This window comes from Thiopseudomonas sp. SA1F2-1K (genome assembly GCF_057443035.1).
Genome location: NZ_CM172014.1, coordinates 1,493,957 through 1,520,784 on the forward strand (window position 1 = coordinate 1,493,957; position 26,828 = coordinate 1,520,784).

Genomic DNA, 26,828 nt, shown 5'->3' on the forward strand with positions numbered 1-26,828 from the left:
AGTGTGCTTAGCTGACTCGGTGCTATACTAGCGGCTTATTATAACGGCAATTTATTCGGTTTGTTTATGTCTTCCTTACGCCTCTTGGTCCTAATGTTACTGAGTCTACAAATTGTCGGCTGCAGTGTTTACCCAACCGATATCAACGCTCGCCTAGTTCAGGCTGAAAATGATGCCGCTGAAGCCAAAGCGATTGCTTTAGAAGCCAAACGTCTTGCCGAACTGGCTCATTCACAGCCATAAAAAAAGCCTTTAACCCAGTTAGGTTAAAGGCTTTTTGGCAAACTAAGGTTGTTTAGCCAACAAAGCTTAGCAGCACCCCCGCCGCGACCGCTGAACCAATAACCCCAGCTACGTTGGGGCCCATTGCATGCATCAGCAAGAAGTTTTGCGGATTAGCTTCTAAGCCGACTTTATTTGCCACCCGCGCGGCCATCGGTACTGCCGAGACCCCAGCCGAACCAATGAGCGGGTTTACCTTGTGCTTACTAAACTTGTTCATGATTTTTGCCATAATCAAGCCAGATGCAGTTCCCGCACTAAAGGCGACCATGCCTAGCACTAAAATACCTAAGGTTTTCATTTGCAAGAATGCATCGGCCGACAGCTTAGAACCTACAGTTAAACCAAGAGCAATGGTTACAATATTAATCAACGCATTACGCGTGGTATCGACTAGGCGCTCAACAACTCCGCTTTCGCGCATTAAGTTACCAAAGGCGAACATACCCACTAAAGGCGCCGCGTCTGGCAGCAATAAGCCCACTAACAAGCACAGCACAATCGGGAAAATGATTTTTTCCGCTTGGCTCACATGGCGTAATTGCGTCATCACGATGGAACGCTCTTCTTTAGTGGTCAAAGCGCGCATAATCGGTGGCTGGATTAAAGGCACTAACGCCATATAGGAGTAAGCAGCAACGGCAATTGGGCCGAGTAAATCAGGTGCTAGCCTTGAGGTAACAAAAATTGATGTAGGGCCATCGGCTCCCCCAATGATCGCAATCGAAGCCGCTTCCTTGATGGTAAACTCTAACCCAGGAATGCCTAAAGTGGTCAGCGCTAGGGCGCCTAGCAAGGTACCAAAAATACCAAACTGGGCGGCCGCTCCTAATAATAGGGTTTTAGGGTTAGCCAGCATCGGACCAAAGTCCGTCATGGCGCCCACTCCCATAAAAATTAACAGCGGGAAGACACTGGTCGGTAAGCCTACTTCATAAAGCATGCCCAGCAAGCCCGCAGCCCCGGCCATATCAGCCACTGGAATATTGGCTAAAATTCCACCAAAACCAATGGGGATTAGCAGTAACGGCTCAAAGCCTTTGCGAATCGCTAAAAAAATTAGCACCGCGCATACTGCAATCATTAATGCCTGGCCAGCCTGTAGCTGGTATAGCCCCGTGCTCTGCCAAAGTACTAACAGTTTTTCCATTATGAATAACCTCAGCTAATACTAAGCAAGCAGTCGCCAACGGCTACCGCATCGCCCACTTTGACATCGACACTGGCGATGGTCCCGCTACGGAAGGCGCGAATTTCAGTTTCCATTTTCATGGCTTCTAAAATGATTAACACTTCGCCTTCTTCAACCGCCTGACCTGGCTGCACCAATACTTTGAAAATATTTCCCGCCAAAGGCGCGCCTTGAGGATCACCACTACCAACCACCGGAGCAGCAGCTCCACTGGTTGCCGCAGTAGTTCTACCAATTGGCTTAATGCCTTCCAAATCCCCTCCTTCAGAGACCTGAACCACATAGGACTGGCCATTGACTTCAACGGTATAAGCTTCAGGGCCTGAGGTTTCTTGCAGGCGCTCGTTCCCCGTCGGTACCGGTTCAAAAGCGGCTGGATTGTTGCGGTTTTCTAAGAACTTCAAGCCAATCTGCGGGAATAGCGCATAGGTCAAGACATCATCAATTGCATCATCCGCTAAGCTAAAGTTATTGTCTTTAGCCAGCTGTTGCAGCTCTGCTGTTAACTTATCCATTTCTGGCTCAAGCAAATCAGCTGGACGGCAAGTAATGGCTTCTGCCCCCTCAAGCACACGCTGTTGCAGTTCTGCGTTGAACGGCGCTGGTGCGGCACCATACTCGCCTTTAAGTACCCCAGCAGTTTCTTTGGTAATCGACTTATAGCGCTCACCAGTCAACACGTTAATCACCGCCTGGGTACCGACAATTTGCGAGGTCGGAGTCACCAAGGGAATAAAGCCTAAATCTTCACGCACCCGTGGAATTTCAGCTAATACCTCATCAAACTTATCACTGGCACCCTGCTCTTTGAGCTGGTTTTCCATATTGGTTAACATACCGCCTGGAACTTGCGCAACCAGAATACGCGAGTCAACACCACGCAAGTTACCTTCAAACTTGGCATACTTTTTCCGCACTTCGCGGAAATACGCTGCAATTTCTTCTAAGAGGGTTAGGTTAAGCCCCGTATCATGTTCGGTGCCCTGGAACATCGCCACTACTGACTCAGTCGGCGAATGACCATAAGTCATAGAGAATGATGAAATCGAGGTATCTACGTTATCAATACCGGCTTCCACTGCTTTCATAATCGCCGCTGTTGACAACCCTGCCGTAGCATGACACTGCATATGAATTGGAATTGACAGCTGCTGCTTTAGCTGGCTGACCAAATCATAGGCCACATAAGGCGTTAAAATACCCGCCATATCTTTAATAGCAATCGAGTCAGCGCCCATATCCTCAATTTGCTTAGCCAGATCCACCCACATTTGTAGTGTATGAACCTCACTGGTGGTATAGGAAATTGTACCCTGTGCATGTTTGCCGTTAGCTTTAACCGCTTTAAGTGCTTGCTGTAAGTTGCGCGGGTCATTCATCGCATCAAATACGCGAAACACATCTACCCCATTATAGGCCGCACGCTCTACGAACTTATCCACCACGTCATCTGCGTAGTGACGATAACCTAAAAGGTTTTGCCCGCGTAACAACATTTGCTGTGGTGTATTAGGCATGGCTTTTTTAAGCGCGCGAATGCGCTGCCATGGATCTTCACCCAGATAACGAATACAGGAGTCAAAGGTCGCCCCTCCCCAAGACTCAACTGACCAAAATCCAACCTGGTCAAGTTTCTCTGCAATGGGCAGCATATCCTCTAAACGAACACGGGTAGCCAGAATCGATTGATGCGCATCGCGCAGCACCACATCTGTAATCCCAAGTGGTTTTTTTATAGTCATGAGTGAAGCTCCAGATTAACTGCGACGCGCGCGATGCTGCTTAATAGCCAGTTCAATCGCTTGTAACACAGCAGGTTCAGGTTGGTCAGATAGGATAATAGATTTAGGGGTTGCCACAGGAATGGGCGTTGCAGGAGGGGTAAAGCGCTCAAGTACTGCAGAAAGCACTTTAATACAGCCAATCAATAGTATTAAAAAAACAAACACAAAGCCCATGCCAAATAGCATGAGTTCGACACCTTCAAGCAACAGGTTGTGGGGCGACATAGGCACTCCTTGGTTAGCAAAATTCTGGCTTACTTTAAGCAATTAGCCCTATTTAATACTGCTTAGCATCAACATTTGGTGCGAAACAGTAGCTTAAATAGGGCTAACTAAGCAAATATTATGTTTTCTCTAGAGCAGGAAAATAGTCGCTAGACCAAGGAAGATAAAGAACCCACCACTATCGGTCATCGCCGTAATCATAACGCTAGAGCCCATAGCTGGATCTCGACCTAAGCGCACTAAGGTCATAGGAATCAATACCCCCATCAAGGCGGCTAACAGCAAGTTAAGGGTCATAGCACCCACCATAACTGCTCCTAAGGACCAACTACCATAGAGTTGCCAAGCGACAATGCCAACCACACCTCCCCAAATCAGGCCATTAATCAGCGCTACCATAAGCTCTTTACGCAGTAAGCGTGTGGTATTACCTGTACTTACCTGATCTAATGCCATCGCGCGCACAATCATGGTAATAGTTTGGTTGCCTGAGTTTCCGCCAATTCCAGCCACAATTGGCATTAAAGCCGCTAATGCCACTAACTTTTCGATTGATCCCTCAAATAAACCAATCACACGTGATGCGACAAAGGCTGTCACCAAGTTAACCGCCAACCACGCCCAGCGGTTTCTGATCGAGCGCCATACCGAGGCAAAAATATCCTCCTCTTCACGCAAACCCGCCCGACTTAAAGCCTCACTTTCACTTTCCTCACGAATAAAGTCGACAATTTCATCAACGGTCAGGCGGCCAATTAAACGTCCTTCTTCAGTGACTACCGGCGCCGATACTAGGTCATAGCGCTCAAAAGCCTGGGCTGCTTCATTGCTATCCTCTTCCGGGCGAAATGACACAGGATCATCTGCCATTACCTCAGAAACCAGCTTGTCTGGATCATTTACTAGCAGCCGTTTAATCGGCAAAATACCTTGCAGCACACCTTCTTTATCGACTACAAACAGCTTATCGGTATGATCTGGCAGCTCCTGCAAATGACGCAGATAACGTAGCACCACTTCGAGCGCGACATTTTCTCGAATGGTGATCATCTCAAAGTCCATGATCGCCCCGACCTGATCCTCTTCGTAGGACAAAGCCGCACGCACGCGATCACGCTGCTGATCATCTAAGGTCTCAAGTAGCTCATGCACTACTTCTTTAGGCAGCTCAGGCGCTAAGTCAGCTAGTTCATCGGCGTCGAGCTCTTTGGCCGCGGCTAAAATCTCATGGTTATCCATGTCCGCCAGCAAGGTTTCACGCACCGCATCGGACACTTCTAACAGAATATCGCCATCATTTTCCGTACGCACTAGCTGCCATACCAACAACCGCTCTTCTAAGGGTAAACCTTCGAGAATATAGGCAATATCGGCTGGGTGTAACTCGCTGAGTTTTTTCTGTAACGATAAAATCGGCAGGGATTCTTCAAGAAAAGCATGTTTATGCTCAGGTGCTAACGACTCTTCTAAAAGTCGATGCTGTTTCAGTAATTCAATGACCTGGGAAAACCGTTCCTGTAAACGGTCTTGGGGTTTAATGATGACTTCTGCAGCACTGGCACTTGACATAAACGTTCTCCCTCAGTTTTAGCAATAACCCAGCCATTCTACGGAGCTTAGCTTATTGCTAGTGAGTTTTATTTAGTGTAATGGTAATTTTACCTAAGTTATCCCTAAGACACGTCTGCTTGATGACAAACAAGAATTACAGGCAAAAAAAAAGCTTGCATAAAGCAAGCTTTTTTATATGGCGCACTCAGGAGGATTCGAACCTCCGACCGCTCGGTTCGTAGCCGAGTACTCTATCCAGCTGAGCTATGAGTGCGGATCGGTGTGATTTACAGTTCACTTCTGCTTGCCTCAGCACTAACGCTTGAAGCTAATATGGCGCACTCAGGAGGATTCGAACCTCCGACCGCTCGGTTCGTAGCCGAGTACTCTATCCAGCTGAGCTATGAGTGCGTATGTTGCTCATTATACTGCTAACTATTTGTTTTACAAGGACTTTTTTATTTATCCAAGCTTTTAATAGTAGCGCTATAAAATGGCGGAGAGGGAGGGATTCGAACCCTCGACACCCTTTTGAGGTGTACTCCCTTAGCAGGGGAGCGCCTTCGGCCTCTCGGCCACCTCTCCGTTCAACGGGGCGTATAATACCTAAACGCCCCGCTTTTGCAAAGCTTTTTTTAAAAAATAGTTAAATTAATTATTTGCCTCTTCTTTTTCCTTTTGAATGCGCTGATAAATCTCTTCGCGATGGACTGCGATTTCTTTTGGTGCGTTCACACCAATGCGCACTTGGTTACCTTTAACACCCAGCACAGTGACAGTGACTTCATCACCCACCATTAACGTTTCACCTACACGACGAGTTAGGATTAACATGCTTTACTCCTTGATTTCATAATTTAAAGTTACAGTCTGCATCTGTAATATTTTTTAATGGGTACGATCCCTTAGTTTTACAAGGATCGCCAGATAAGCGGCGATCCTGGCACGCAAGACAGAAATCTGTTTTTACTCCGTTTTTTTAGTAGGTGCATCCAAATCAAAGGCGGTATGCAGCGCACGCACTGCCAGCTCTAAGTATTTTTCTTCAACTACTACGGACACTTTAATTTCAGAAGTGGAAATCATCTGAATATTAATATTTTCTTTGGCTAAAGCCTCAAACATGCAGCTTGCAACTCCGGCATGGGAACGCATGCCGACACCTACGATGGACACCTTAGCAATGTTAGTGGTTCCCGCCACTTCACGGGCACCGATAGACGCAGCGACACTATTGAGTACCTCTAACGCCTTGTCATAGTCCAAATGATTGACGGTAAAGGTAAAATCGGTGGTGTTATCTTTAGCCACATTTTGCACGATCATATCTATTTCAATATTGGCCGCACTCACCGGTCCTAAAATCTTAAACGCCACACCTGGAGTATCTGGCACGCCGCGGATAGTCAGCTTGGCTTCATCACGACTAAATGCAATACCTGAAATAACTGGCTGTTCCATGGAATCCTCATCATCTAAAGTAATTAGGGTGCCCGCCCCTTCTTGAAAACTGTGTAATACACGCAGTGGTACGTTATATTTTCCAGCAAACTCAACGGCGCGAATTTGCAAAATTTTTGAACCCAAACTGGCCATTTCGAGCATTTCCTCAAAAGTGATTTGCTCAAGGCGCTTCGCTTGCGGCACTACCCGTGGGTCGGTCGTGTAAACACCATCCACATCCGTATAAATTTGGCACTCGTCCGCTTTAAGCGCTGCGGCTAAGGCCACTGCAGTGGTGTCAGAACCGCCACGACCTAAGGTCGTAATATTTCCTTGCTCATCTACCCCCTGAAACCCAGCCACTACCACCACTTTGCCCGCTTGTAACTGTGCCCGGACCTTGCTTTCATCGATACTTAAAATTCGCGCCTTGCTAAATTCACTGTCTGTGATTAATGGAATCTGCGCACCAGTAAAAGATACCGCCGGCACCCCCTGCTTAATCAATGCCATCGACAATAAGGCAATTGTAACTTGCTCACCGGTTGAAACCATTACATCCATTTCACGCTTTGAGGGCTTTTCCGTAATTTGCTGAGCCAGCGCTAATAAACGGTTGGTCTCTCCACTCATTGCAGATACGACCACCACAATGTCATGCCCATCTGCACGAAACTGTTTAATTTTGGCAGCCACTTGCTCAATTCGCTCAGTTGAGCCGACAGAAGTTCCACCAAACTTTTGTACGATTAACGCCATTTAAACTGCCTCCCCTAATAAACCAAATGTCCAACCAAAATCGCCCAAGGGCTGCTTGGGCGATTTTTGCGTTATTTGCTACGTGCGGCTACAAACGGACTCACTAACGCCAATGCCTCTGCAACCTTACTGCTATCGGTACCGCCGCCTTGCGCCATATCCGGACGCCCACCACCCTTTCCACCTACTACGGCAGCGGCCTCACGCATTAAGTCACCGGCTTTAAGCGTCGCAGTCAGATCCTTAGTGACACCAGCCACCAGCACCACTTTATCCTCAACCACACTGGCCAAGAGCACCACAGCACTGCCGAGTTTATTTTTTAACTGATCAATCAGTGCTAATAAAGCTTTACCATCTAGCCCATCCAGCTGAGCTGCTAGCACTTTTACGCCATTAATCTCAACCGCTTCGCTCGCCAAGTCACTGCCTGCAGCACTGGCGGCTTTGGCTTTTAATTGCTCTAGCTGCTTTTCTAACTGGCGACTGTGCTCAACTAAGTGCTCCAGCTTTTCCAGTAAATTGTCACGATTACCTTTAACCAGTTGCGCTGCTTGCTTAACTTGCTCTTCTGCTTGGTTGAGCCAAGTTAACGCCGCCTCGCCAGTGATTGCCTCAATCCGGCGTACTCCCGCAGCAACGCCGCCCTCGCTAATAATTTTAAACAGACCTAGATCACCAGTACGTTCTGCGTGAATTCCACCACACAGCTCAACTGAGAAATCACCGCCCATGCTTAACACCCGCACACTGTCGCCATACTTCTCACCAAATAAGGCCATCGCGCCCTTAGCTTTAGCGCTTTCGATATCGGTGATTTCAGTGGCTACGGCGGTATTGCGACGAATCTCATCATTTACCATCTGCTCTAAGGCCGCGATTTGTTCCGCCGTTACAGCTTCAAAGTGACTAAAATCAAAACGCAAACGCTGACTATCAACCAAAGAGCCTTTCTGCTGCACATGCTCGCCTAGCACTTTGCGTAAAGCCGCATGTAATAAGTGCGTGGCTGAGTGATTAAGCGCAGTGGCTTGGCGTACATCTGCTGCCACTTGGGCGCTTAAAGTATCACCCAGTTTGAGTGTCCCTTGAGCTAATACGCCCTGATGCAAATAGGCATCGCTGGCTTTCGTCGTATCTTGCACATCAAAGCGCATATTATTGGCTAGCAAGTGTCCACAATCACCAACCTGACCACCGGATTCAGCATAAAAAGGGGTTTGATTCAGCACCACTACCCCTTCATCGCCTTCCGCTAACTGGTCTACTGCAACCCCTTGCTTAATCAAGGCCACCACCACTGCATCGGCTTTGGTGTATTCGTAACCTAAGAATTCAGTAGCCGCATCCAACTTAATTAAGCTGTTGTAATCCAGGCCAAAGGAGCTAGCCGCACGGGCGCGCTCACGCTGAGCCTCCATCGCCGCAGTAAAACCGGCCTCATCAATACTTAGTTCACGCTCGCGGGCAATGTCTGCGGTTAAATCCATTGGAAACCCGTAGGTGTCATAAAGCTTAAACACCACATCCCCAGGAATCACACTGCCGTCTAATGCCGCTAAGTCTTGCTCTAGAATTCGCAGGCCCTGCTCTAGAGTTTTAGCAAATTGCTCTTCTTCCAGCTTTAAAATACGCTCGATCTGCGCTTGCTGAGCCACTAACTCAGGGAAGGCTTGCCCCATTTCGGCAACCAGTGCCGCCACAATTTTATGGAAGAATGTGCCCTTAGCACCTAGCTTATTTCCATGGCGACAGGCGCGACGGATAATCCGACGTAACACGTAACCCCGGCCATCATTGCTGGGTAGCACACCATCAGCAATTAAAAAACTGCACGAGCGAATGTGGTCAGCCACTACCTTTAACGAAGGCGCCTCATCATTGGCGCACCCAATCGCTTGCGCGCACGCTGCTAACAGGTTTTGGAATAAATCAATTTCATAGTTGGAGTTCACATGCTGCAGTACTGCACTGATCCGCTCTAACCCCATCCCGGTATCTACGCTAGGCGCAGGTAAAGGATGCATAACGCCATCAGCGGTACGGTTGTACTGCATAAACACGTTATTCCAAATTTCGATATAACGGTCACCGTCTTCTTCTGGCGAACCTGGAGGGCCACCCCAAATGTGTTCGCCATGATCAAAGAAAATCTCCGTACATGGACCACAAGGTCCAGTGTCACCCATAGCCCAGAAGTTATCCGAAGCGTAACGGGCGCCGCCATTGTCGCCAATGCGTACCATACGCGCCTCAGGCACGCCTATTTCTTGGGTCCAGATGTCATACGCTTCATCATCTTCGGCGTAAACGGTTACCCACAGCTTATCTTGCGGTAAATTCAACCACTTTTCAGAGGTTAAAAACTCCCAGGCGTAATGAATCGCATCACGCTTGAAATAGTCACCAAAGCTAAAGTTGCCTAGCATTTCAAAGAAGGTATGGTGACGAGCGGTATAGCCCACATTTTCTAAGTCATTATGTTTACCGCCAGCACGGACACACTTTTGGCTGGAAGTTGCGCGGGTGTAGGCGCGCTTTTCTAATCCAAGAAAACAGTCTTTAAACTGGTTCATTCCCGCGTTAGTAAAAAGTAGCGTGGGATCGTTATCAGGGATAAGAGAGCTTGAAGCTACACGGGTGTGCCCCTTTTCTTCAAAAAACTGAAGAAAAGCTTCACGAATTTCTGCGCTTTTCATAAATTCTTCCAGACTTGGTTGGCTCGGCTAATAAACCGTTTTTCTGTGACTATCGCCATTTGGCATATAATGGCGCGCATTATAGCGAATTAAGGCTATACCGTCAGCTACCGATCAATGGTTGCAGTCGGGTCCATGCACATGCTCTTCAGCGTCTGCAGGGTCCATCTCTAGCTGCAGGCTCATTAAGTTGGTCGCTAAAGGACGAATCACTAAATTAGCGTACTCGCTATCCTCTTCTTCGACTTCAACGCCCATTAGCAATTGACCGTCGCCGACGTGCTGCACCCAAATTTCCTTGCCCTGCCACTTAATAGCAAAGCGTCCGCACTCTACTTGGCTGAGCTCGCCATCTGCATTTTCTAAGATTAATTCAAAACCTGACTTCATTATCGCTACCTAACTAAAAAGCGCCGCAGGCGCTAAACCTGCGGCTAAAAACACTGATTAAATGATTACGCTTGAGCTAACAGCTGTTGCAAGGCTTTCTCTAAACGCGCAAGCCCTTCATCAATATCCGCGTACTCAATGACTAAGCTCGGAGCAAAACGCACAACATCAGACCCTGCTTGCAAGAGCATCAGCCCTTGTTGCTCAGCGGCTTTCAGCACTTCACCTGCCTTGCCCTGCCAAGCCTCGCTTAAGACTGCACCAAGCAACAAGCCCATGCCACGCACTTGCTGAAATACGCCGTACTCTGTAGCAAGCTGCTGTAAACGTTCAGTAAAATACTGACCCCGTGCTTGTACGCCAGCCAAGGTGCTCTCGTTATTAATGATACTGAGCACCCGATCAGCCACAGCACAGGCTAATGGATTACCGCCAAAAGTGGTGCCATGGGTCCCTACGGATAAGTGCTGCGCCAGCTCTTCGGTGGTCAGCATCGCTGAAATCGGAAAACCGCCACCCAGCCCTTTCGCACTTGTTAAAATATCGGGTTGCACGCCGTAGTGCTGGTAAGCATAGAGCTGCCCTGTACGACCGACGCCAGTTTGCACCTCATCAAAAATCAGCAACGCATTGTGCTTATCGCATAAAGCCCGCACCCCTTCCAAATAACTTTGGGTCGCCGGCAACACACCGCTTTCACCCTGAATCGGCTCCAAAATCACCGCACAGGTTTTATCAGAGATTTGCGCCTCTAAAGCCGCTAAATCGTTAAAGGGTACATGGGCAACACCAGCAGGTTTTGGCCCAAAGCCATCCGAATACTTCGGCTGCCCAGCTACGCTAACCGTAAAGAAGGTGCGGCCATGAAAGCTATCAAGGGCCGAGATAATCTCGTATTTTTCTGCCCCATACTTATTAAAAGCTACCCGCCGCGCCAACTTTAACGCCGCCTCATTAGCCTCAGCGCCTGAGTTACTAAAAAACACTCGCTCGGCAAAGGTGGCGGCCACTAAATGCTTAGCTAAGCGTAACGTCGGTTCATTGGTAAATACGTTAGAGATATGCCATAGCTGGTTAGCCTGTTGGGTTAACGCCTCGACTAATGCGGGATGACAGTGTCCTAAGCTATTCACTGCAATACCACCGGCAAAATCAATCAATTCTCGACCACTTTGATCCCAGACTCGTGAGCCTTGTGCTCGAACCGGAACAAATCCCGCTGGCGCATAATTGGGAACCATTACCTGATCAAAGTCTTCCCGTTGAACAGGTGTCTCTAGAACTGACATGATTTTCTCCTAGGAACAATCACAGTGGAAGGTGCCACTGATCACCTGCGAACCACGTTCGCCAAAATGGTGATTACTCTACTGCTTTTTTCACAAAACTGCTGCAATAAAATGCGCTTAGCGCTGATCTTTATCGCTCCTGCTAATGAACTACTCCGGTGCTTAGGTTTAGCATAGCTCTCGGTCAACCCTAGATCTGCTGCAAATAGCCTAGCAGCCCTTGTAAAAGCACAGCTTTCAGCTGAGGTAATTACCTACCCCTATCCGCTGGCTATCAATAACAGGTAAAATGATCACTTTTACCGTTGTGGATGCAAAACAATCAAATGAGTACGCTTTCAGTCAAACATGCAAAACTTCAAAAACGCCTGCGCCGTCTCGCCGGTGAAGCGGTTACTGACTTCAATATGATTGAAGACGGCGACAAGATCATGGTTTGTTTGTCTGGCGGTAAAGACAGCTACACCTTGTTGGATGTATTACTGCATTTACAAAAGGTCGCACCTATTTCCTTTGAGTTAGTCGCAGTCAACATGGACCAAAAACAGCCCGGCTTTCCGGAGCATGTTTTACCGGCTTATCTTAAAGAGTTAGGCGTGCCTTACCATATTATTGAAAAAGACACCTACTCAGTGGTAAAAGAAAAAATCCCTGAGGGTAAAACCACCTGCTCGCTGTGCTCCCGTTTACGCCGTGGCACGCTCTATACCTTTGCCGATGAAATTGGCGCGACCAAAATGGCGCTTGGCCATCACCGTGATGACATCCTGGAAACCTTTTTCTTAAATATGTTCTACGGCGGCACCTTAAAAGCCATGCCACCCAAGCTACTCTCGGATGATGGTCGCAATGTGGTGATTCGCCCACTGGCTTACTGCAAAGAGACGGATATTGCCGAATACGCTGAGCTTAAAGAGTTTCCGATTATTCCTTGTAATCTCTGTGGCTCCCAAGAAAACCTCCAGCGGCAAGTGGTTAAAGGCATGCTGCAAGATTGGGAACAGCGCACTCCAGGCCGTTTGGATATCATGTTCCGCTCATTGCAAAATGTTGCGCCCTCACAATTGGCTGACACCCAACTGTTTGACTTTAAGAGCCTACGGATTGATCAGTCTGCCCCAATGCGCTACCTGGATGTAACCGAGCTCTAGCCCGCGTGCCCCAAATCCTTAGCAGAGGATTAGACAGCTATTTAATTAGCTTGCTAAGGTATTCACTGATATTTACTAGGCGCAAGGTTAGGTTATGGCTGAATCCACCCAGCAAGTTTTTATTGAGCGCGGCACTGTCGCTTATCGCAAAGCTACCCTTGCGCTATTTTGTGCCGGCTTTGCCACCTTTGCCTTGCTGTATTGTGTGCAGCCTTTACTGCCGCAATTGGCCGAAGCGTTTCAGGTATCGGCAGCCAGCAGTAGCCTGGCCTTATCTAGCACTACTTTGAGCTTGGCTTGTTGCTTACTGGTAGCGGGTGCCTTAAGTGAAAGCTGGGGACGTAAACCCATTATGGCTATTGGCTTACTGCTCGCCTGCGCCCTTGGCATTGCCTGCGCCCTCGTGCGTGACTGGCATAGCCTTTTAGTGTTACGCACCCTGCTGGGCATTGCTTTAAGCAGCTTACCTGCACTGGCCATGGCCTATGTCGGTGAGGAGTTTTCTCCCCGCTCGCTGCCAGTGGCAATGGGACTGTATGTCGGCGGTACCGCACTCGGCGGCTTATTAGGCCGCTTACTGGCTGGTTGGCTCAGTGATCTAGGCGGCTGGAGTTTGGCGCTGGGAGGAATTTCTGCCCTAGGTGCATTGGCGTGTTTGCTCTTTATCTGGTTACTGCCGCCTGCCCAACACTTTCAGCCACAACCTTTTTCCATTGTAGGATTAAGCCGTAACTTTAAGACCCACTTACTGAATCCGCAATTACGCCGCCTGTTTTTGCTGTCCTTTTTATTAATGGGCAGTTTTGTGGCGCTGTTTAATTACATTGGTTTTCATTTATTACAACAGCCGTTTGCCCTGTCTCCCACCGTGATTGGCCTGTTATTTTTGGTCTACTTGTTTGGTATGGTGAGTGCTAATTGGAGTGGACGCTTAGTTCAACGCTTTGGCGCTAAACCCGTACTCAATAGCAGCCTAGGACTGATGCTACTAGGCGTGCTCTTATGCCTAACTCTGTGGCTGCCTAGCGTGATTCTCGGCTTAAGCCTATTTACCATAGGTTTCTTTGCCGCCCATGCAGTGGCTTCTGGTTTAGTTGGGCAAAAAGCCTGCAGCGCCAAAGCCCAAGCTTCAGCACTGTATCTGTGTACCTACTATTTAGGCTCCAGTGCACTGGGCTATAGCAGTGGCTGGATTTGGGATCATTTTAACTGGAACTGGCTCATTCTGTTTTTAGCTACCGTGCTGTTGGGGGCGCTGTATAGCACCCGCAAACTGTAACTGGTTTTAGCTTAATTTAAGCTCTGTAGAATTTGCTCCACCATCAGTGCCGGATCCGCCGCTTGCGTAATAGGTCGTCCGACCACCAAGTAATCAGCTCCTGCCTGTATTGCCTGTGCTGGCGTTAAAATCCGCTTTTGATCATTGGCCGCACTGCCGGCAGGACGAATGCCAGGGGTGACTAAGCTCAACTGCGGAAAGTTACTCTTTAGCTCAACGGCCTCCTGGGCTGAGCACACCAAACCATCTAGCTCAGCCTGGGCAGCTAATCCAGCTAAGCGCAACACTTGTTCTTGGGGCGCTAGATCAAGACCAATATCGGCTAAATCCGCCTGCTCCATACTGGTTAATACCGTCACACCAATTAATAATGGATTCATTCCGCTGCGCTTTTCCAGCTCCTCACGGCAAGCGGCCATCATTTTTAGCCCACCCGAGCAGTGCACATTCACCATCCACACACCCAACTCTGCCGCAGCTTTAACTGCCATTGCGGTGGTATTAGGGATGTCATGAAATTTTAAGTCTAAAAACACTTCAAAACCTTTGGCTTGTAAGGCCTCAACTACCGCCGGTCCGCAACGAGTAAATAACTCTTTACCTACTTTCACTCGGCACTGCGCGGGGTTTAAGCGAGCTGCCATGGCCAACGCAGCGTCATGGGTAGGGAAATCTAGCGCAACAATAATAGGTTTGGTCATAAGGTTCTCAATCATGCAAACAAGATATAGTGAGGCTATTGTACCGATTTAATCGACTGATTTGCGCAGCAGCCCAGGCAATTATTTAATCGCGCAAGGGTCTGACTGCATAAGCACAACCTCAGCACAGGAGAAAACTATGCCTTGGTACCTATGGGGATTAATCATTGTCATTTTTGGCTCAGTTATTGGCAGCCTGCTCTGGCTGAAAAACTCAGCCAACAAAATGCCGATTGATCCTGACAAGCTAGAACGGATGAAAGAGCGTAACGCTGAACTTGAAGCCCAAGAACAAGCTAAAGAGCAGCAAGACTAACCGACCAGGAAATCACCATGAAGACACGTATTGAAACCGATAGCATGGGCCAAATTGATGTCCCGCAAGCAGCGTACTGGGGTGCCCAAACCCAACGTTCAAAGCAAAACTTTGTGATTGGCGAGCAACGCATGCCACTGGCAGTAATCCATGCCTTAGCGCAAATTAAAAAAGCCGCGGCTCGCGTTAACCATCGTCTGGGTGATCTCACCCCTGAATTAGCGCAGTGGATTGAGCAAGCGGCTGATGAGGTCATTGCCGGTCAGCTTGATGAGCATTTCCCGTTAGTGGTGTGGCAAACCGGCAGTGGCACCCAAAGCAATATGAACGTCAATGAAGTCATCGCTGGCCGTGCCAACGAATTAGCAGGCCAAGCACGGGGCGGCAAATCGCCCGTGCATCCAAACGATCATGTCAACCGCGCTCAAAGCTCCAATGACTGCTTTCCTACCGCGATGCATATTGCCGCGCTCAAGGCCGTGCTGAGCCAACTATTACCCGCAGTTAAACATTTGCGTAATGGGCTCGAACAACAAGCTCAGCAGCATATGAATCTGGTAAAAACTGGGCGCACTCATTTAATGGATGCCACGCCCATTAGTTTCGGTCAAGAGCTGTCGGCATTTGTGGCGCAACTAGACTTAGCCAAGCAAACCATTGAAGCCACCTTACCTCAAGTAGCACAGCTAGCCCAAGGCGGCACCGCGGTAGGCACTGGACTCAATGCACCCAAAGGCTTTGCTGAAGCCATCGCCCAAGAACTGGCTGAAATTACCCAGCTACCTCTAACCTCGGCGCCTAATAAATTCGCCGCCCTCGCTGGCCAAGAAGCGTTAGTCAATCTCTCCGGTGCGCTAAAAACCCTAGCCACCACACTGATTAAACTAGCCAATGATCTACGCTTACTAGGCTCAGGGCCACGGGCTGGCTTAGGCGAAGTACTACTGCCTGAAAATGAGCCAGGCAGCTCAATTATGCCAGGCAAGGTCAATCCCACCCAGTGCGAAGCGTTGTCCATGCTGTGCTGCCAAGTGATTGGTAATGATGTCAGCATTACCACTGCAGCCACCCACGGCCACTTACAGCTCAATGTGTTTAAGCCGGTGATTATTCACAATATTTTAGAGTCGATTCGCTTACTGGCCGATGGCTGCCAAAACTTCCAAGACCACTGTGTTGCCGATATGCAACCCAATGCCAAAATGATGCAACAGCATCTAGAGCAGGGATTAATGCTGGTCACCGCGCTTAATCGACACATTGGTTACGACAACGCAGCCAAAATTGCTAAAAAAGCCCACGCCGAACACCTTACCTTGCGCGAAGCAGCGATTGCGCTGAACTTAGTAACCGATGAGCAGTTTAGCCAGTGGGTTAATCCAGCCCTTATGCTTGCACCCAACTAATTCTCTGCTACTTAAATCCTACCAGCGCTTAGCACTTCATTAGGCGCTGGCTAGGTTTGATAAAATAATAAAATGGCGCTGAGCAATAAAAAACCACTAAATAATGCTTTCATCAGCCGCGCTGGCAACTGGTGGGCGATTTTCACCCCATAACTTACTCCAAGCAAACCGCCTACACAGAGTGACAAGCCAATGGGCCAGTGCACCTGCTGGTGCCACGCATAAGCGGACAAGGTGACTAACGTACTGGGCAAAGCTAAAGCTAACGACAATCCTTGAGCCACCACCTGGGATAAACCAAACCACAGGGTCAAAATTGGCGTAGCCACTACCGCCCCACCCACACCAAATAAGCCGCCCATAAATCCCGCAAAACCACCTAAACCAGCAAACCAACCCCAAGCACGCGCGGGCTGCTCAGCGCGTGGCACAAAAATGACTTGGGTGAGATTCCACAGCATCAGCACCAATAAAAAACCGACAAAGAAGTAGCGCATAACCTGTGCTTCTAAACCCACGGCAATCGATGCGCCTATCCACGATAAAACAAAAGAAAAACCTCCAAGCAAACTGGCGGTTTTTAAGTTGAATTTATTTTTCTGGTGATAGCGATACACACCTAGCAACACATTAGGCACCACCATCACTAAAGCTGTACCCTGCGCCAGCTGCTGATCAAAGCCGTATAAAATTCCCAATACAGGAATCGCAATTAAGCCACCGCCAATTCCAAACAAGCCGCCCAGCACCCCTAACGCCACGCCAAGCCCGGTGTTTATAAGCCAATCTATCGCAGTCATTTTATTCTCTAGCAGTCATCGGTTGATAATCGGTAAGCGCCAGCCTTGCTATCTGCTCTCGAAGACCAAGCGCTAGGCTACACAATACGCGTAATTGAGCACTATCTCTAATCTAATATTGAGCAAAAAAATCTTGCTTAATTTATAATCAGCCTTTCCAAAATAGCACCTAAACGGACACGATCCCCCAATCAATAGCAGATGGACACCTTTACCCAAGGTTAAAACTATTATGACTAGTTCCCGCTCCCCTACTTTTATCCGAAAGTTAACCAGTAGCCTATTTCGGCCCGATCATTCTGCGGTGCTCAAAGAGCTTCACCATTTTCCTTGCTTAAATAGCCCAATCTTTAGCGCAGCCCCCCTATTTAATCAGGTGTTTTTTAATCGTAATCTGCCGCTCGCCACCTTTTACGCCCTACCCAGTAATGCTTTGTCAGGCCCAGTACAGCAAGATAAAGCCAAAGCTCATGCCTATTTAAAAGACTTAATTCAAGTTGAAGTGCTACCTCTTGAGCGCTTTAGTATTTGCCAGATAAATGGCTTAAGAACCACACCATATGTCGAGCAGCCGGTCACTGATTTTGCTCAGTTGCTGGCCACCAGCGAATTACCTAACGCTGGCATAATCAGTTTTAGCGATTTTAAAAACACCCTCAGCCAAGCGCTGCCCAACTTAGAGCAAGCGCCTAGTATTAACCTTACCCAAGCCAGTTGGTTAAAGGGGCGCGCCTTTTGGGAAACCAATTCCAGTGAGAAAGCCCACGCCTTAGCCAGTGCGCTGCAGTATGCTCAACTGCGCCAAATTGATTGGGATTTACCGGCACTGCTCACCCGCTATACGGTGATCGAGTCGGCGCTGTTGGCACTCAAACACAACTATCATGCCCTAATCATTCCTGAAGCGCTCTGGGTCAACTCAGAATTTATGCATGTACTGGTCAGCAATAAACTGCCCTATGTTCGGTTTAATTTTCTTAATAAACTAAAGGGCATTGAATTGCTGTTATTGCCCAAAAACACCAAGCTCACCAAAGCCCTGGGCTACCAGCTGATTAAACAAGGCGCACTGGAGCTGACTCAACTGCTTAAGTAGGCTTGGCCACGACCATGCTAAACTTAGTGCCTGCTGCTTTCTTTTACTTTTATCTGGTTATTGATTACTGGCTATGACTCTCTCGATTGGGCTAATTGCTGGCGTTTCTTTGGCATATATTGCCGCTCTTTTTGCCATTGCATTTTATGGCGACCGCCGCCAAACCCCGCTGCCTTCCAAATTTAGAGCCTGGGTTTATAGCATGTCGCTGGCAGTGTACTGCTCTAGCTGGACTTTTTTTGGTTCGGTAGGTCAGGCCGCAGAACAAGTCTGGTCATTTCTACCGATTTATATCGGGCCAATTTTGCTCCTGTTATTTGCCCCTTGGGTGCTAAAAAAAATGGTGATGATCAGCAAGCAAGAGAACATCACCTCGATTGCTGATTTTTTAGCCGCCCGCTACGGCAAATCCCAACGTTTAGCAGTAGTCATTACGCTGATCTGTATTGTCGGCGTCATGCCCTACCTAGCCTTACAGCTTAAAGGCATCGTGCTGGGCTTTAATTTACTCACCGGCAATGCGGGCAACTCTACCGGCGTACTGGCCCAAGACACCGCCTTAATTGTCTCGGTGGCCTTGGCATTATTTGCCATCTTATTTGGTACCCGCAATGTGGATGTTACTGAACATCACCGCGGAATGATTTTAGCCATTGCCTTTGAGTCCTTAGTCAAACTACTCGCCTTTATTGCGGTGGGATTATATGTAGTATGGGGACTATTTGATGGCGTAGGCGATTTATGGGTACAAGCGGCCCAAGCCCCAGCCCTTGAGCAATACCGCAACGAAGCCGTGAACTGGCCGGCACTACTGGTGCAAACCTGTGTGGCAATGATGGCGATCTATACCTTGCCACGGCAGTTTCATGTCACTGTAGTGGAAAATATTCAGTCCCGTGATCTTCGCATGGCGCGCTGGTTATTTCCTGGCTACCTGATTCTTATTGCCCTGTTTGTCATTCCCATTGCGGTGGCTGGCAAGCTGTTATTGCCTAACACCATTCCCGATGCCTACGTGATTAGCCTGCCTTTAGCAGATGCTAATCCGGGACTGGCTTTACTGGCCTTTATTGGAGGTGCTTCAGCAGCTACCGGCATGGCCATTGTGGCCTCGGTCACCCTGTCTATTATGATTTCTAATCACCTGCTGCTACCGCTGTTATTGCGCCGTCGCTCCAGTGAGCGCCCATTTGAGGCTTTTAGCTATTGGATGCTCACCGCACGGCGCTTAAGCATTATTTTATTGCTGCTATTGGCCTACGTCAGCTATCGCTTACTGGGCAGCTCCACCAGTTTAGCCACTATTGGTCAGGTGGCTTTTGCTGCCCTCACACAACTAGCACCGGCTATGATTGGCGCTTTGATCTGGAAATCAGCTAACCGTCAAGGTGTGTTCGCAGGCTTAGCTACCGGTTATAGCTTATGGCTCTACACTCTGGTTTTACCTTTGCTAGCCCAAAGTATGGGCTGGTCGCTCAGCGCCTTTCCCGGCCTAACCTTTTTAGCTAATCATCCATTTTCCCTGCCGATTGATCCGCTCACCCTTGGGGTATTGCTCTCACTCTCGGGTAACTTTTTAGTCTTTGTATTGGTCTCGCTAACCTCCCGCACCCGAGTTTCTGAGCACTGGCAAGCCAATCGTTTTATTGGCCAACATGTAGGTTCGCGCAATACCTTATCGGTACAAATTAACGACCTACTCACTCTAGCCAGTCGTTTTGTAGGCGAAGAACGAGCGCGGCAAAGTTTTGTGCGCTTTTCTTACCGTAAAGGAAAAGAGTTTAATCCCCAAGATACTGCCAGCGGTGACTGGATTGCCCACACCGAACGTTTATTAACCGGGGTGCTTGGTGCCTCCTCTACCCGAGTGGTAGTAAAAGCGGCAATTGAAGGCCGAGAAATGCATGTTGAGGATGTAGTGCGCATCGTCGGTGAAGCCTCTGAAGTCTTGCAATTTAACCGTACCCTACTGCAAGGTGCGATTGAAAACATCACCCAAGGCATCAGTGTTGTGGACCGCTCATTACGCTTAGTTGCGTGGAACAACCGCTACCTCAAACTGTTTAATTACCCTGAAGGCTTAGTTCAAGTAGGCCGGCCAATTGCTGACATTATTCGACACAATGCCAAGGCCGGCTTATGTGGCCCAGGAGATGTGGATGCCCACGTCACCAAGCGCTTGTACTGGATGCGCCAAGGTACCGCACACACCTCTGAGCGGTTATTTCCCAATGGCCGGGTGATTGAGCTAATTGGTAACCCGATGCCAGGTGGCGGTTTTGTGATGAGTTTTACCGACATTACCGCATTCCGCCAAGCCGAAAATGCTCTTAAAGAAGCCAACGAAAGCCTTGAACACCGCGTCTTAGAGCGCACCCATGAACTGTCTCAGCTGAACCTTGCATTAGAAGATGCCAAGCAATTTGCCGAGTCAGCCAATGAATCAAAATCGCGTTTTTTAGCGGCAGTTAGCCATGACCTAATGCAGCCCTTAAATGCGGCTCGTCTGTTCTCAGCGGCTTTAGCCCACCAAGAAGCGCTACCTAGCGAAGCCCAGACCCTAGTCAAGAATCTTGATAGCTCACTGCGCTCAGCCGAAGACTTGATCAGTGACCTGCTCGATATTTCACGCCTAGAAGGTGGGCGGATCAGCCATAGTATGCAAGCATTTGCGCTAAAACCTTGGCTTGAAGCCCTGGGTGAAGAATTTAAAGCCTTAGCCCAGCAACAAGGTGTAGACTTTAGACTAAAAACCCTTGATGTATCAGTGGAGAGTGACCCTCGTTTACTGCGCCGGATTGTGCAGAACTTTCTCACCAACTCGTTTCGCTATGCCAATGGTCGCGTACTGCTAGGCGTTCGGGCTAACCAAGAACGCGTCAGAATTGAAGTATGGGATCAAGGTCAAGGCATTCCTGAAGACAAACTGGAGTTCATCTTTGAAGAGTTTAAGCGCCTAGATAGCCACCAAACCCGTGAAGAAAAAGGGCTTGGCCTGGGTCTAGCGATTGCCGATGGCTTAGCGCGAGTACTCAACCACCCGATTGATGTGCGCTCGATTCAAGGCAAAGGCAGTGTGTTTAGTATCAGCGTGCCGCGGACCTTTGCCGCACCGCAAGCGCCAGTAGTTCAACCCACTATAACCACCCAAAGTCAGGGGCTAAGCAATTTATCGGTACTGTGCATTGATAATGAAGAAAGTATTTTACTAGGGATGCAAAGCTTACTCACTCGCTGGGGCTGTGAAGTACGCTTGGCTAAAACCCAAGCCGACTGCCAAGCCATTTTAGCCGAAGGCTTTACGCCAGATATTGCCCTAGTCGATTTTCACCTCGATCATGGCGAGACTGGGCTTAATCTGATGAGCTGGCTACGCAGCCAACTGGGCGAAGACTTTAAAGGCGTTATTATCAGCGCAGATGGTCGCGAGGAAACCTTGCACAGTGTGCAGCAACATAACCTCAGTTTCTTTACTAAGCCGGTGAAGCCTGCACCGTTACGCGCCTTACTGAACTCGATTAAATAATCGCAATAAAATAGCTTTGAAAAAACAGTGCTGGCACTAGCCAGCACTTAACTAAAACACCGCTTTTTTATATACTCCCATGGGTAATAAATTTATTAACTAGGAGTAACCTATGGCCGTTAAGACCATTACTGCAACCGCCAGCATGACAGCCGGCATGACTGTAGAAGTACAAGCTGGTGGACACACCATCTATATGGACCAGCCGAAAAATGCCGGCGGTGCCGACAAAGGGCCTACCCCTCCTGACTTTTTAATTGGTGCTCTGGCCGGTTGCTTAGGCACCATTGGCCGCATCGTTGCGCACCAACAAAAAATTGCCTTACGTGGTATGCAGTTTGAAATTGAAGCGGATTTTGATACTGATCGTTTAATGGGTAAAGCCACTGAAAACCGCGCAGGTTTTTCTGAAGTGCGCCTGAAAGTTGATATTGATGCCGATCTCAGCCAAGAACAAAAGCAAACCTTCCTTGAAGAAATTGAGCGTCGCTGCCCAATCGCCGACAACCTAATCAATGGCACCATGATTAAAGCCGTCGTCGCTTAATCAATTAGTCATTAAAATAAAAAATGCCGGTGCTTAATATAAGCACCGGCATTTTTATTGACTCGCGAAAAGCAAGTTATGGCATCTCGTCGACTTCTTCAGTAGGTGCTGGTGGAATCAAATCCTCTGGCACCAGTTTTAGCCAAATTAAGGCAATACAGGAAATAAAGATCGAAGAGTAAGTACCTGCAGTGACCCCGATAAACAACGCCAAAGCAAAGCCCCATAAGTTATCGCCAGCAAAGACCATTAAGGCCGACACCGCCAATAAAGTGGAGATCGAAGTAGCCAAGGTACGCAGCAAGGTTTGGGTAACAGAGATGTTAATGTTTTCTACCAAGCCAGTGTTACGCAGAATCCGGAAATTCTCCCGAATTCGGTCAAACACAACAATGGTATCGTTAAGCGAGTATCCAATAATCGCTAACACCGCTGCCAACACTGTGAGATCAAATTGTAACTGGAAGAAGGAAAACACCCCCAAGGTGACAATCACGTCGTGAAATAAGCCCACCAGTGCGCCAATGCCAAACTTCCATTGGAAGCGAAAGCCTAAGTACACCATGATCCCAGCCATCGCCAGCAACATGCCTAAACCACCTTGCTCTCGTAACTCCTCGCCCACTGCAGGCCCTACGAACTCAACGCGCTTAATGCTCAGTTGCTCACTGTCTTGCGTGAGTACCGCCGCGACTTTTTTCCCAAGGTCTGGGTCATCGCCTGGCATCCGTACCAACACATCCGTCACCGCGCCAAAGCTTTGCACTACCGCATCAGCATAACCACCTGAATGCAGCTGATCCCGAACTTTATTCAGGTCAGCTGCCTGCTCATACTGCAACTCAATCAAGGTACCGCCAGTAAAGTCCAAACCAAAGTTCAGGCCTTTCACTGCCAAACTGGCAAGGCTGGCCAAGGTGAGTAGCACTGTCAGTGCAAACGCCACATGGCGTACACCCATAAAGTTAATAATTCGTTTCATCTTGGCCTCTTAAATCCACAGTTTTTTAACCTGACGACCGCCATATACAATGTTAACCATGGCTCGTGTCACCATAATCGCCGTGAACATTGAGGTGACAATACCCAATGACATAGTCACCGCAAAGCCTTTAATTGGCCCGGTACCCATGGCAAATAGAATCGCTCCCACCAATAAAGTGGTGAGGTTGCCATCCACAATTGCTGAGTAAGCTTTATCAAAGCCTTCATGAATAGCGCGCTGAATCGGCATGCCATTTGCTATTTCCTCGCGAATACGTGAGAAAATCAGCACGTTGGCATCCACCGCCATCCCCATGGTCAGTACGATCCCGGCAATTCCCGGCAACGTTAAAGTGGCACCGAGAATCGACATCATTGCCACTAGGTTTACCATGTTTAAGCTCAGGGCAATGGTCGCCAATAGGCCAAACACCTTATAAATCAGCACAATAAAGATGGCGACAAATAAGAAGCCCCACAACGCTGCCTTCACCCCTAACTGAATATTTTCCGCTCCAAGGCTTGGGCCAATGGTGCGCTCTTCAGCAAAGTACATCGGTGCCGCTAAACCACCGGCGCGCAGCAATAGCGCCAGTTCAGAGGATTCGCCTTGGCCGTTTAATCCAGTAATACGGAACTGGCTACCTAAGGCCGACTGAATTGTGGCTAGGCTAATGATTTTCTTTTCTTCTTTAAAGCTCTGCACTTCAACTTCTTGCAGCTTACCCTCAACTTCTTGCTTAACATAAGTTGTCACTGGGCGCTGCTCAATGAAAATCACCGCCATACTGCGATTAATGCTGTTGCGGGTAGCGCGGTTCATTAAATCACCGCCGCGCCCATCTAAGCGAATATTCACTTGTGGGCGGCCATTTTCATCATAAGAAGCCTGAGCATCAGTGACTTGGTCACCGGTAATAATCACGCTGCGCTCTAAAGCAACCGCTGGACGCCCTTCTTCACGAAACTCAAACATTTCGGTCGTGGCGCGTGGTGCATCCATTTCAGCAGCTAAACGAAACTCCAAACTGGCCGTTTTACCCAAAATTCGCTTGGCTTCCGCAGTATCTTGCACACCGGGTAACTCCACCACAATCCGGTTGGCGCCCTGGCGCTGAACTAAAGGCTCAGCCACACCTAGCTCGTTAACCCGATTACGCACAGTCGTTAAGTTTTGTTTAATCGAGTACTCACGAATTTCGGTCAGTTTGGCTTGGCTTAAGTGCAATTGCAGCACTGAAATACCATTACGCTCTACCACGCTCTGCTCAAGCTCTAGGTAATCTTTACGAATTAACGCGCGAGCTTTATTCAGTGAGTCGGCATCATTAAACCCAAGCTGCACACCATTTTCTAGTGCTCCTTGGGTGCGATAGCGAATACGTTCTTTACGCAGCAAGCTTTTCACTTCGCTGTCGTAGACTTTTAGCCGTGCATCGATGGCTTTTTCCATATCCACTTCTAAAAGAAAGTGTACACCACCGGATAAATCAAGGCCCAGTTTCATTGGGCTGGCGCCTAATGCACGCAACCAATCAGGCGTAGTTTGCGCTAGGTTGAGCGCGACAACGTACTCATCACCTAAAGCACGACGCACGACTTCTTTTGCTGGAAGCTGATCATCCCGAGCAGTGAGCCGCAATAAACCACCACGCGCGCTAAGCTCGGTTGCCTTAACTGGAATATTGGCTGCTTGTAAGGCCGCTGCGGCGCGATCCAGATCAGCTTGCTCTAATACTAAGGCACTGCTGGAGCCAGTAATCTGAATAGAAGGATCATCCGGATAGAGGTTAGGCGCAGAGTAGATAAAACTGATAGTCAGTATGGCTAGAATCAGCACATACTTCCAAAGAGGGTATTTGTTGAGCATGGTTCCGCCCGTAAATGACACAGGGCGATAAACGCCCTGTGAATAAACTTAAATAGCTTTTAAGGTGCCTTTAGGTAAGGCTGCTACCACGGCACTTTTTTGAACTTTTAGCTCAACCGTGTCAGAAACAGCCAGGACTAAAAAGTCATCGCTTACTTTCACAACTTTTCCAACAATCCCGCCACCGGTCACTACTTCATCACCTTTTTGTAATCCTTGAACCAAGTTGCGATGCTCTTTTGCACGCTTGGCCTGTGGACGCCAGATCATTAAGTAAAAGATCACTAAAAAACCGGCGAGCAAAATAAATTGCATATATTCACCACCGGGAGGCGCGCCAGCTGCAGTATCAGCAAATGCCGCAGGAATAAAAAAACTCATGGTTCAGCTCCTGTAACTCTAGATTTTAATTAATGTATTAATTTAATGGCGGCGTAGGTAAACCACGTCGCGCATAAAACTCATCGACAAAGGCGCTCAATGTACCCTGTTCAATGGCCTCTCGTAAACCCGCCATTAAACGCTGGTAATGTCGCAAATTGTGTATGGTGTTTAGCATACTACCGAGCATTTCTTTACATCTATCTAAGTGATGCAAGTAGGCTCGACTAAAGTGTTGGCAAGTATAGCAGTCGCAGCTTGGATCTAGCGGTGACTCATCATGCCGGTGTACCGCATTACGAATTTTAATCACCCCTGTCTCAACAAATAAATGTCCATTACGGGCATTACGAGTGGGCATTACACAGTCAAACATGTCCACTCCACGGCGTACGCCTTCGACTAAATCCTCGGGCTTGCCCACTCCCATTAAATAACGAGGCTTATCAGCTGGCATTTGCTCAGGTAGATAATCCAACACTTTGATCATTTCTTCTTTCGGTTCGCCGACCGATAATCCGCCAATCGCCAGTCCATCAAAGCCAATCTCACACAGCCCTTCTAACGAGCGCATACGCAAGTCTTGATACATACCGCCTTGAACAATCCCAAATAAAGCCGAAGGATTATCGCCATGGGCAATCTTCGAGCGTTTCGCCCAACGCAGCGATAATTCCATCGAGCGCTTAGCCACGTCGTGTTCGGCCGGATACGGCGTGCACTCATCAAAAATCATCACCACATCCGAGCCTAGTGCACGCTGCACCTGCATCGACTCTTCTGGCCCCATAAATACTTTGCGCCCATCCACCGGTGAAGAGAAGTACACCCCCTCTTCCTTGATCTTACGCATAGCACCCAAGCTAAATACTTGGAAACCACCAGAGTCGGTTAAAATAGGGCCTTGCCACTGCATAAAGTTGTGCAGATCACCCTGCTGTTGAATCACTTCCGTGCCCGGACGCAGCCATAGGTGAAAGGTATTACCCAGGATCATATGGGCGCCAATCGCCTCAATATCACGCGGCAACATGCCCTTAACGGTGCCGTATGTACCAACAGGCATAAAGGCAGGAGTTTCAACGACACCTCGGGGAAACGTCAGGCGTCCACGACGCGCCTTACCCTCGGTCGCTAATAACTCAAACTGCATAAAA

General features: G+C 48.5%; 23 protein-coding genes and 3 tRNA genes. 8 read left to right on the plus strand and 18 right to left on the minus strand.

Annotated elements, in window-relative coordinates:
* Positions 1-66 precede the first annotated feature (66 nt).
* The gene (locus AC2T15_RS07200) at positions 67-243 is read left to right on the plus strand and encodes a hypothetical protein (protein WP_486777879.1); all 177 of its coding nucleotides are present in this window, start codon (positions 67-69) and stop codon (positions 241-243) included.
* A gap of 52 nt (positions 244-295) precedes the next feature.
* Here AC2T15_RS07200 and AC2T15_RS07205 read toward each other — a convergent pair whose 3' ends face one another.
* The 12 genes from AC2T15_RS07205 to AC2T15_RS07260 all read right to left on the minus strand — a co-directional run bounded on the left by AC2T15_RS07205 (position 296) and on the right by AC2T15_RS07260 (position 11,614).
* Complete coding sequence (locus AC2T15_RS07205; protein ID WP_053099806.1) at positions 296-1,432, minus strand: sodium ion-translocating decarboxylase subunit beta; 1,137 nt, start codon at positions 1,430-1,432, stop codon at positions 296-298.
* A gap of 11 nt (positions 1,433-1,443) precedes the next feature.
* A complete protein-coding gene (oadA, locus tag AC2T15_RS07210; RefSeq protein WP_486777880.1) occupies positions 1,444-3,216 on the minus strand; it encodes a sodium-extruding oxaloacetate decarboxylase subunit alpha in 1,773 nt (590 codons plus the stop codon).
* A gap of 15 nt (positions 3,217-3,231) precedes the next feature.
* Complete coding sequence (locus AC2T15_RS07215; RefSeq protein ID WP_486777881.1) at positions 3,232-3,483, minus strand: OadG family protein; 252 nt, start codon at positions 3,481-3,483, stop codon at positions 3,232-3,234.
* Positions 3,484-3,612: 129 nt separating this feature from the next.
* Positions 3,613-5,052, minus strand: coding sequence for a magnesium transporter (gene mgtE, locus AC2T15_RS07220; protein ID WP_486777882.1), 1,440 nt, complete (start codon positions 5,050-5,052; stop codon positions 3,613-3,615).
* Positions 5,053-5,231: 179 nt separating this feature from the next.
* Positions 5,232-5,308, minus strand: a tRNA-Arg gene (locus tag AC2T15_RS07225).
* 60 nt (positions 5,309-5,368) lie between these two features.
* Positions 5,369-5,445: transfer RNA gene (locus AC2T15_RS07230), tRNA-Arg, on the minus strand.
* 83 nt (positions 5,446-5,528) lie between these two features.
* Positions 5,529-5,619, minus strand: a tRNA-Ser gene (locus AC2T15_RS07235).
* A gap of 66 nt (positions 5,620-5,685) precedes the next feature.
* A complete protein-coding gene (gene csrA / locus AC2T15_RS07240; protein WP_053099810.1) occupies positions 5,686-5,868 on the minus strand; it encodes a carbon storage regulator CsrA in 183 nt (60 codons plus the stop codon).
* A gap of 132 nt (positions 5,869-6,000) precedes the next feature.
* Positions 6,001-7,236, minus strand: coding sequence for an aspartate kinase (locus AC2T15_RS07245; RefSeq protein ID WP_486777883.1), 1,236 nt, complete (start codon positions 7,234-7,236; stop codon positions 6,001-6,003).
* Positions 7,237-7,307: 71 nt separating this feature from the next.
* Positions 7,308-9,935 carry an alanine--tRNA ligase gene (gene alaS / locus AC2T15_RS07250; RefSeq protein ID WP_486777884.1) on the minus strand — a complete coding sequence of 876 codons (2,628 nt, stop codon included), beginning with the start codon at positions 9,933-9,935 and terminating at the stop codon, positions 7,308-7,310.
* A gap of 114 nt (positions 9,936-10,049) precedes the next feature.
* Positions 10,050-10,325, minus strand: a complete 276-nt coding sequence (locus AC2T15_RS07255) for a hypothetical protein (protein ID WP_053102590.1) — start codon at positions 10,323-10,325, stop codon at positions 10,050-10,052.
* Between the two features lie 65 nt (positions 10,326-10,390).
* Entirely contained in the window at positions 10,391-11,614 is a 1,224-nt protein-coding gene (locus tag AC2T15_RS07260) for an aspartate aminotransferase family protein (protein WP_286593874.1), read from the minus strand.
* 326 nt (positions 11,615-11,940) lie between these two features.
* On the opposite strand from AC2T15_RS07260, the gene ttcA reads away from it, so the two are divergent.
* Together ttcA and AC2T15_RS07270 are read left to right on the plus strand one after the other, a co-directional pair.
* Positions 11,941-12,765 carry a tRNA 2-thiocytidine(32) synthetase TtcA gene (gene ttcA, locus AC2T15_RS07265; RefSeq protein WP_053106611.1) on the plus strand — a complete coding sequence of 275 codons (825 nt, stop codon included), beginning with the start codon at positions 11,941-11,943 and terminating at the stop codon, positions 12,763-12,765.
* A 94-nt stretch (positions 12,766-12,859) separates the two neighbouring features.
* Positions 12,860-14,044, plus strand: coding sequence for an MFS transporter (locus AC2T15_RS07270; protein WP_486777885.1), 1,185 nt, complete (start codon positions 12,860-12,862; stop codon positions 14,042-14,044).
* 11 nt (positions 14,045-14,055) lie between these two features.
* Here AC2T15_RS07270 and pyrF read toward each other — a convergent pair whose 3' ends face one another.
* The gene (gene pyrF / locus AC2T15_RS07275; RefSeq protein ID WP_286593872.1) at positions 14,056-14,745 is read right to left on the minus strand and encodes an orotidine-5'-phosphate decarboxylase; all 690 of its coding nucleotides are present in this window, start codon (positions 14,743-14,745) and stop codon (positions 14,056-14,058) included.
* A 139-nt stretch (positions 14,746-14,884) separates the two neighbouring features.
* Here pyrF and AC2T15_RS07280 point away from each other — a divergent pair, with 139 nt between their 5' ends.
* Complete coding sequence (locus AC2T15_RS07280; RefSeq protein ID WP_064496070.1) at positions 14,885-15,061, plus strand: DUF2897 family protein; 177 nt, start codon at positions 14,885-14,887, stop codon at positions 15,059-15,061.
* A gap of 17 nt (positions 15,062-15,078) precedes the next feature.
* On the plus strand, positions 15,079-16,467 hold the full coding sequence (locus AC2T15_RS07285; protein ID WP_486777886.1) for a class II fumarate hydratase: 1,389 nt from the start codon (positions 15,079-15,081) through the stop codon (positions 16,465-16,467).
* Between the two features lie 50 nt (positions 16,468-16,517).
* On the opposite strand, the gene AC2T15_RS07290 is transcribed toward AC2T15_RS07285, so the two are convergent.
* Positions 16,518-17,267: a sulfite exporter TauE/SafE family protein gene (locus AC2T15_RS07290; RefSeq protein WP_486777887.1), complete on the minus strand. Its 750-nt coding sequence runs from the start codon at positions 17,265-17,267 to the stop codon at positions 16,518-16,520.
* 232 nt (positions 17,268-17,499) lie between these two features.
* On the opposite strand from AC2T15_RS07290, the gene AC2T15_RS07295 reads away from it, so the two are divergent.
* From AC2T15_RS07295 to AC2T15_RS07305, 3 genes are all read left to right on the plus strand, one after another.
* Positions 17,500-18,363 (plus strand): DUF6685 family protein, encoded by an 864-nt coding sequence (locus AC2T15_RS07295; protein ID WP_486777888.1) that lies wholly within the window; start codon positions 17,500-17,502, stop codon positions 18,361-18,363.
* Positions 18,364-18,436: 73 nt separating this feature from the next.
* On the plus strand, positions 18,437-21,889 hold the full coding sequence (locus AC2T15_RS07300; protein WP_486777889.1) for a hybrid sensor histidine kinase/response regulator: 3,453 nt from the start codon (positions 18,437-18,439) through the stop codon (positions 21,887-21,889).
* A gap of 112 nt (positions 21,890-22,001) precedes the next feature.
* Complete coding sequence (locus AC2T15_RS07305) at positions 22,002-22,436, plus strand: OsmC family protein (protein ID WP_053099821.1); 435 nt, start codon at positions 22,002-22,004, stop codon at positions 22,434-22,436.
* Positions 22,437-22,512: 76 nt separating this feature from the next.
* On the opposite strand, the gene secF is transcribed toward AC2T15_RS07305, so the two are convergent.
* The 4 genes from secF to tgt are packed head-to-tail and all read right to left on the minus strand — an operon-like array spanning position 22,513 to position 26,824.
* The gene (secF, locus tag AC2T15_RS07310) at positions 22,513-23,418 is read right to left on the minus strand and encodes a protein translocase subunit SecF (protein ID WP_053099822.1); all 906 of its coding nucleotides are present in this window, start codon (positions 23,416-23,418) and stop codon (positions 22,513-22,515) included.
* 9 nt (positions 23,419-23,427) lie between these two features.
* Positions 23,428-25,290, minus strand: a complete 1,863-nt coding sequence (secD, locus tag AC2T15_RS07315) for a protein translocase subunit SecD (protein ID WP_053099823.1) — start codon at positions 25,288-25,290, stop codon at positions 23,428-23,430.
* Positions 25,291-25,338: 48 nt separating this feature from the next.
* On the minus strand, positions 25,339-25,671 hold the full coding sequence (gene yajC / locus AC2T15_RS07320) for a preprotein translocase subunit YajC (protein WP_053099824.1): 333 nt from the start codon (positions 25,669-25,671) through the stop codon (positions 25,339-25,341).
* 37 nt (positions 25,672-25,708) lie between these two features.
* The gene (tgt, locus tag AC2T15_RS07325; protein ID WP_096334893.1) at positions 25,709-26,824 is read right to left on the minus strand and encodes a tRNA guanosine(34) transglycosylase Tgt; all 1,116 of its coding nucleotides are present in this window, start codon (positions 26,822-26,824) and stop codon (positions 25,709-25,711) included.
* Between the last annotated feature and the right edge of the window lie 4 nt (positions 26,825-26,828).

Bases quoted from the DNA above. Each gene is read 5' to 3' on its own strand.
- AC2T15_RS07200 (WP_486777879.1), top strand. From the start codon at position 67: ATGTCTTCCTTACGCCTCTTGGTCCTAATGTTACTGAGTCTACAAATT.
- AC2T15_RS07205 (WP_053099806.1), bottom strand. From the start codon at position 1,432: ATGGAAAAACTGTTAGTACTTTGGCAGAGCACGGGGCTATACCAGCTA.
- oadA (WP_486777880.1), bottom strand. From the start codon at position 3,216: ATGACTATAAAAAAACCACTTGGGATTACAGATGTGGTGCTGCGCGAT.
- AC2T15_RS07215 (WP_486777881.1), bottom strand. From the start codon at position 3,483: ATGTCGCCCCACAACCTGTTGCTTGAAGGTGTCGAACTCATGCTATTT.
- mgtE (WP_486777882.1), bottom strand. From the start codon at position 5,052: ATGTCAAGTGCCAGTGCTGCAGAAGTCATCATTAAACCCCAAGACCGT.
- csrA (WP_053099810.1), bottom strand. From the start codon at position 5,868: ATGTTAATCCTAACTCGTCGTGTAGGTGAAACGTTAATGGTGGGTGAT.
- AC2T15_RS07245 (WP_486777883.1), bottom strand. From the start codon at position 7,236: ATGGCGTTAATCGTACAAAAGTTTGGTGGAACTTCTGTCGGCTCAACT.
- alaS (WP_486777884.1), bottom strand. From the start codon at position 9,935: ATGAAAAGCGCAGAAATTCGTGAAGCTTTTCTTCAGTTTTTTGAAGAA.
- AC2T15_RS07255 (WP_053102590.1), bottom strand. From the start codon at position 10,325: ATGAAGTCAGGTTTTGAATTAATCTTAGAAAATGCAGATGGCGAGCTC.
- AC2T15_RS07260 (WP_286593874.1), bottom strand. From the start codon at position 11,614: ATGTCAGTTCTAGAGACACCTGTTCAACGGGAAGACTTTGATCAGGTA.
- ttcA (WP_053106611.1), top strand. From the start codon at position 11,941: ATGAGTACGCTTTCAGTCAAACATGCAAAACTTCAAAAACGCCTGCGC.
- AC2T15_RS07270 (WP_486777885.1), top strand. From the start codon at position 12,860: ATGGCTGAATCCACCCAGCAAGTTTTTATTGAGCGCGGCACTGTCGCT.
- pyrF (WP_286593872.1), bottom strand. From the start codon at position 14,745: ATGACCAAACCTATTATTGTTGCGCTAGATTTCCCTACCCATGACGCT.
- AC2T15_RS07280 (WP_064496070.1), top strand. From the start codon at position 14,885: ATGCCTTGGTACCTATGGGGATTAATCATTGTCATTTTTGGCTCAGTT.
- AC2T15_RS07285 (WP_486777886.1), top strand. From the start codon at position 15,079: ATGAAGACACGTATTGAAACCGATAGCATGGGCCAAATTGATGTCCCG.
- AC2T15_RS07290 (WP_486777887.1), bottom strand. From the start codon at position 17,267: ATGACTGCGATAGATTGGCTTATAAACACCGGGCTTGGCGTGGCGTTA.
- AC2T15_RS07295 (WP_486777888.1), top strand. From the start codon at position 17,500: ATGACTAGTTCCCGCTCCCCTACTTTTATCCGAAAGTTAACCAGTAGC.
- AC2T15_RS07300 (WP_486777889.1), top strand. From the start codon at position 18,437: ATGACTCTCTCGATTGGGCTAATTGCTGGCGTTTCTTTGGCATATATT.
- AC2T15_RS07305 (WP_053099821.1), top strand. From the start codon at position 22,002: ATGGCCGTTAAGACCATTACTGCAACCGCCAGCATGACAGCCGGCATG.
- secF (WP_053099822.1), bottom strand. From the start codon at position 23,418: ATGAAACGAATTATTAACTTTATGGGTGTACGCCATGTGGCGTTTGCA.
- secD (WP_053099823.1), bottom strand. From the start codon at position 25,290: ATGCTCAACAAATACCCTCTTTGGAAGTATGTGCTGATTCTAGCCATA.
- yajC (WP_053099824.1), bottom strand. From the start codon at position 25,671: ATGAGTTTTTTTATTCCTGCGGCATTTGCTGATACTGCAGCTGGCGCG.
- tgt (WP_096334893.1), bottom strand. From the start codon at position 26,824: ATGCAGTTTGAGTTATTAGCGACCGAGGGTAAGGCGCGTCGTGGACGC.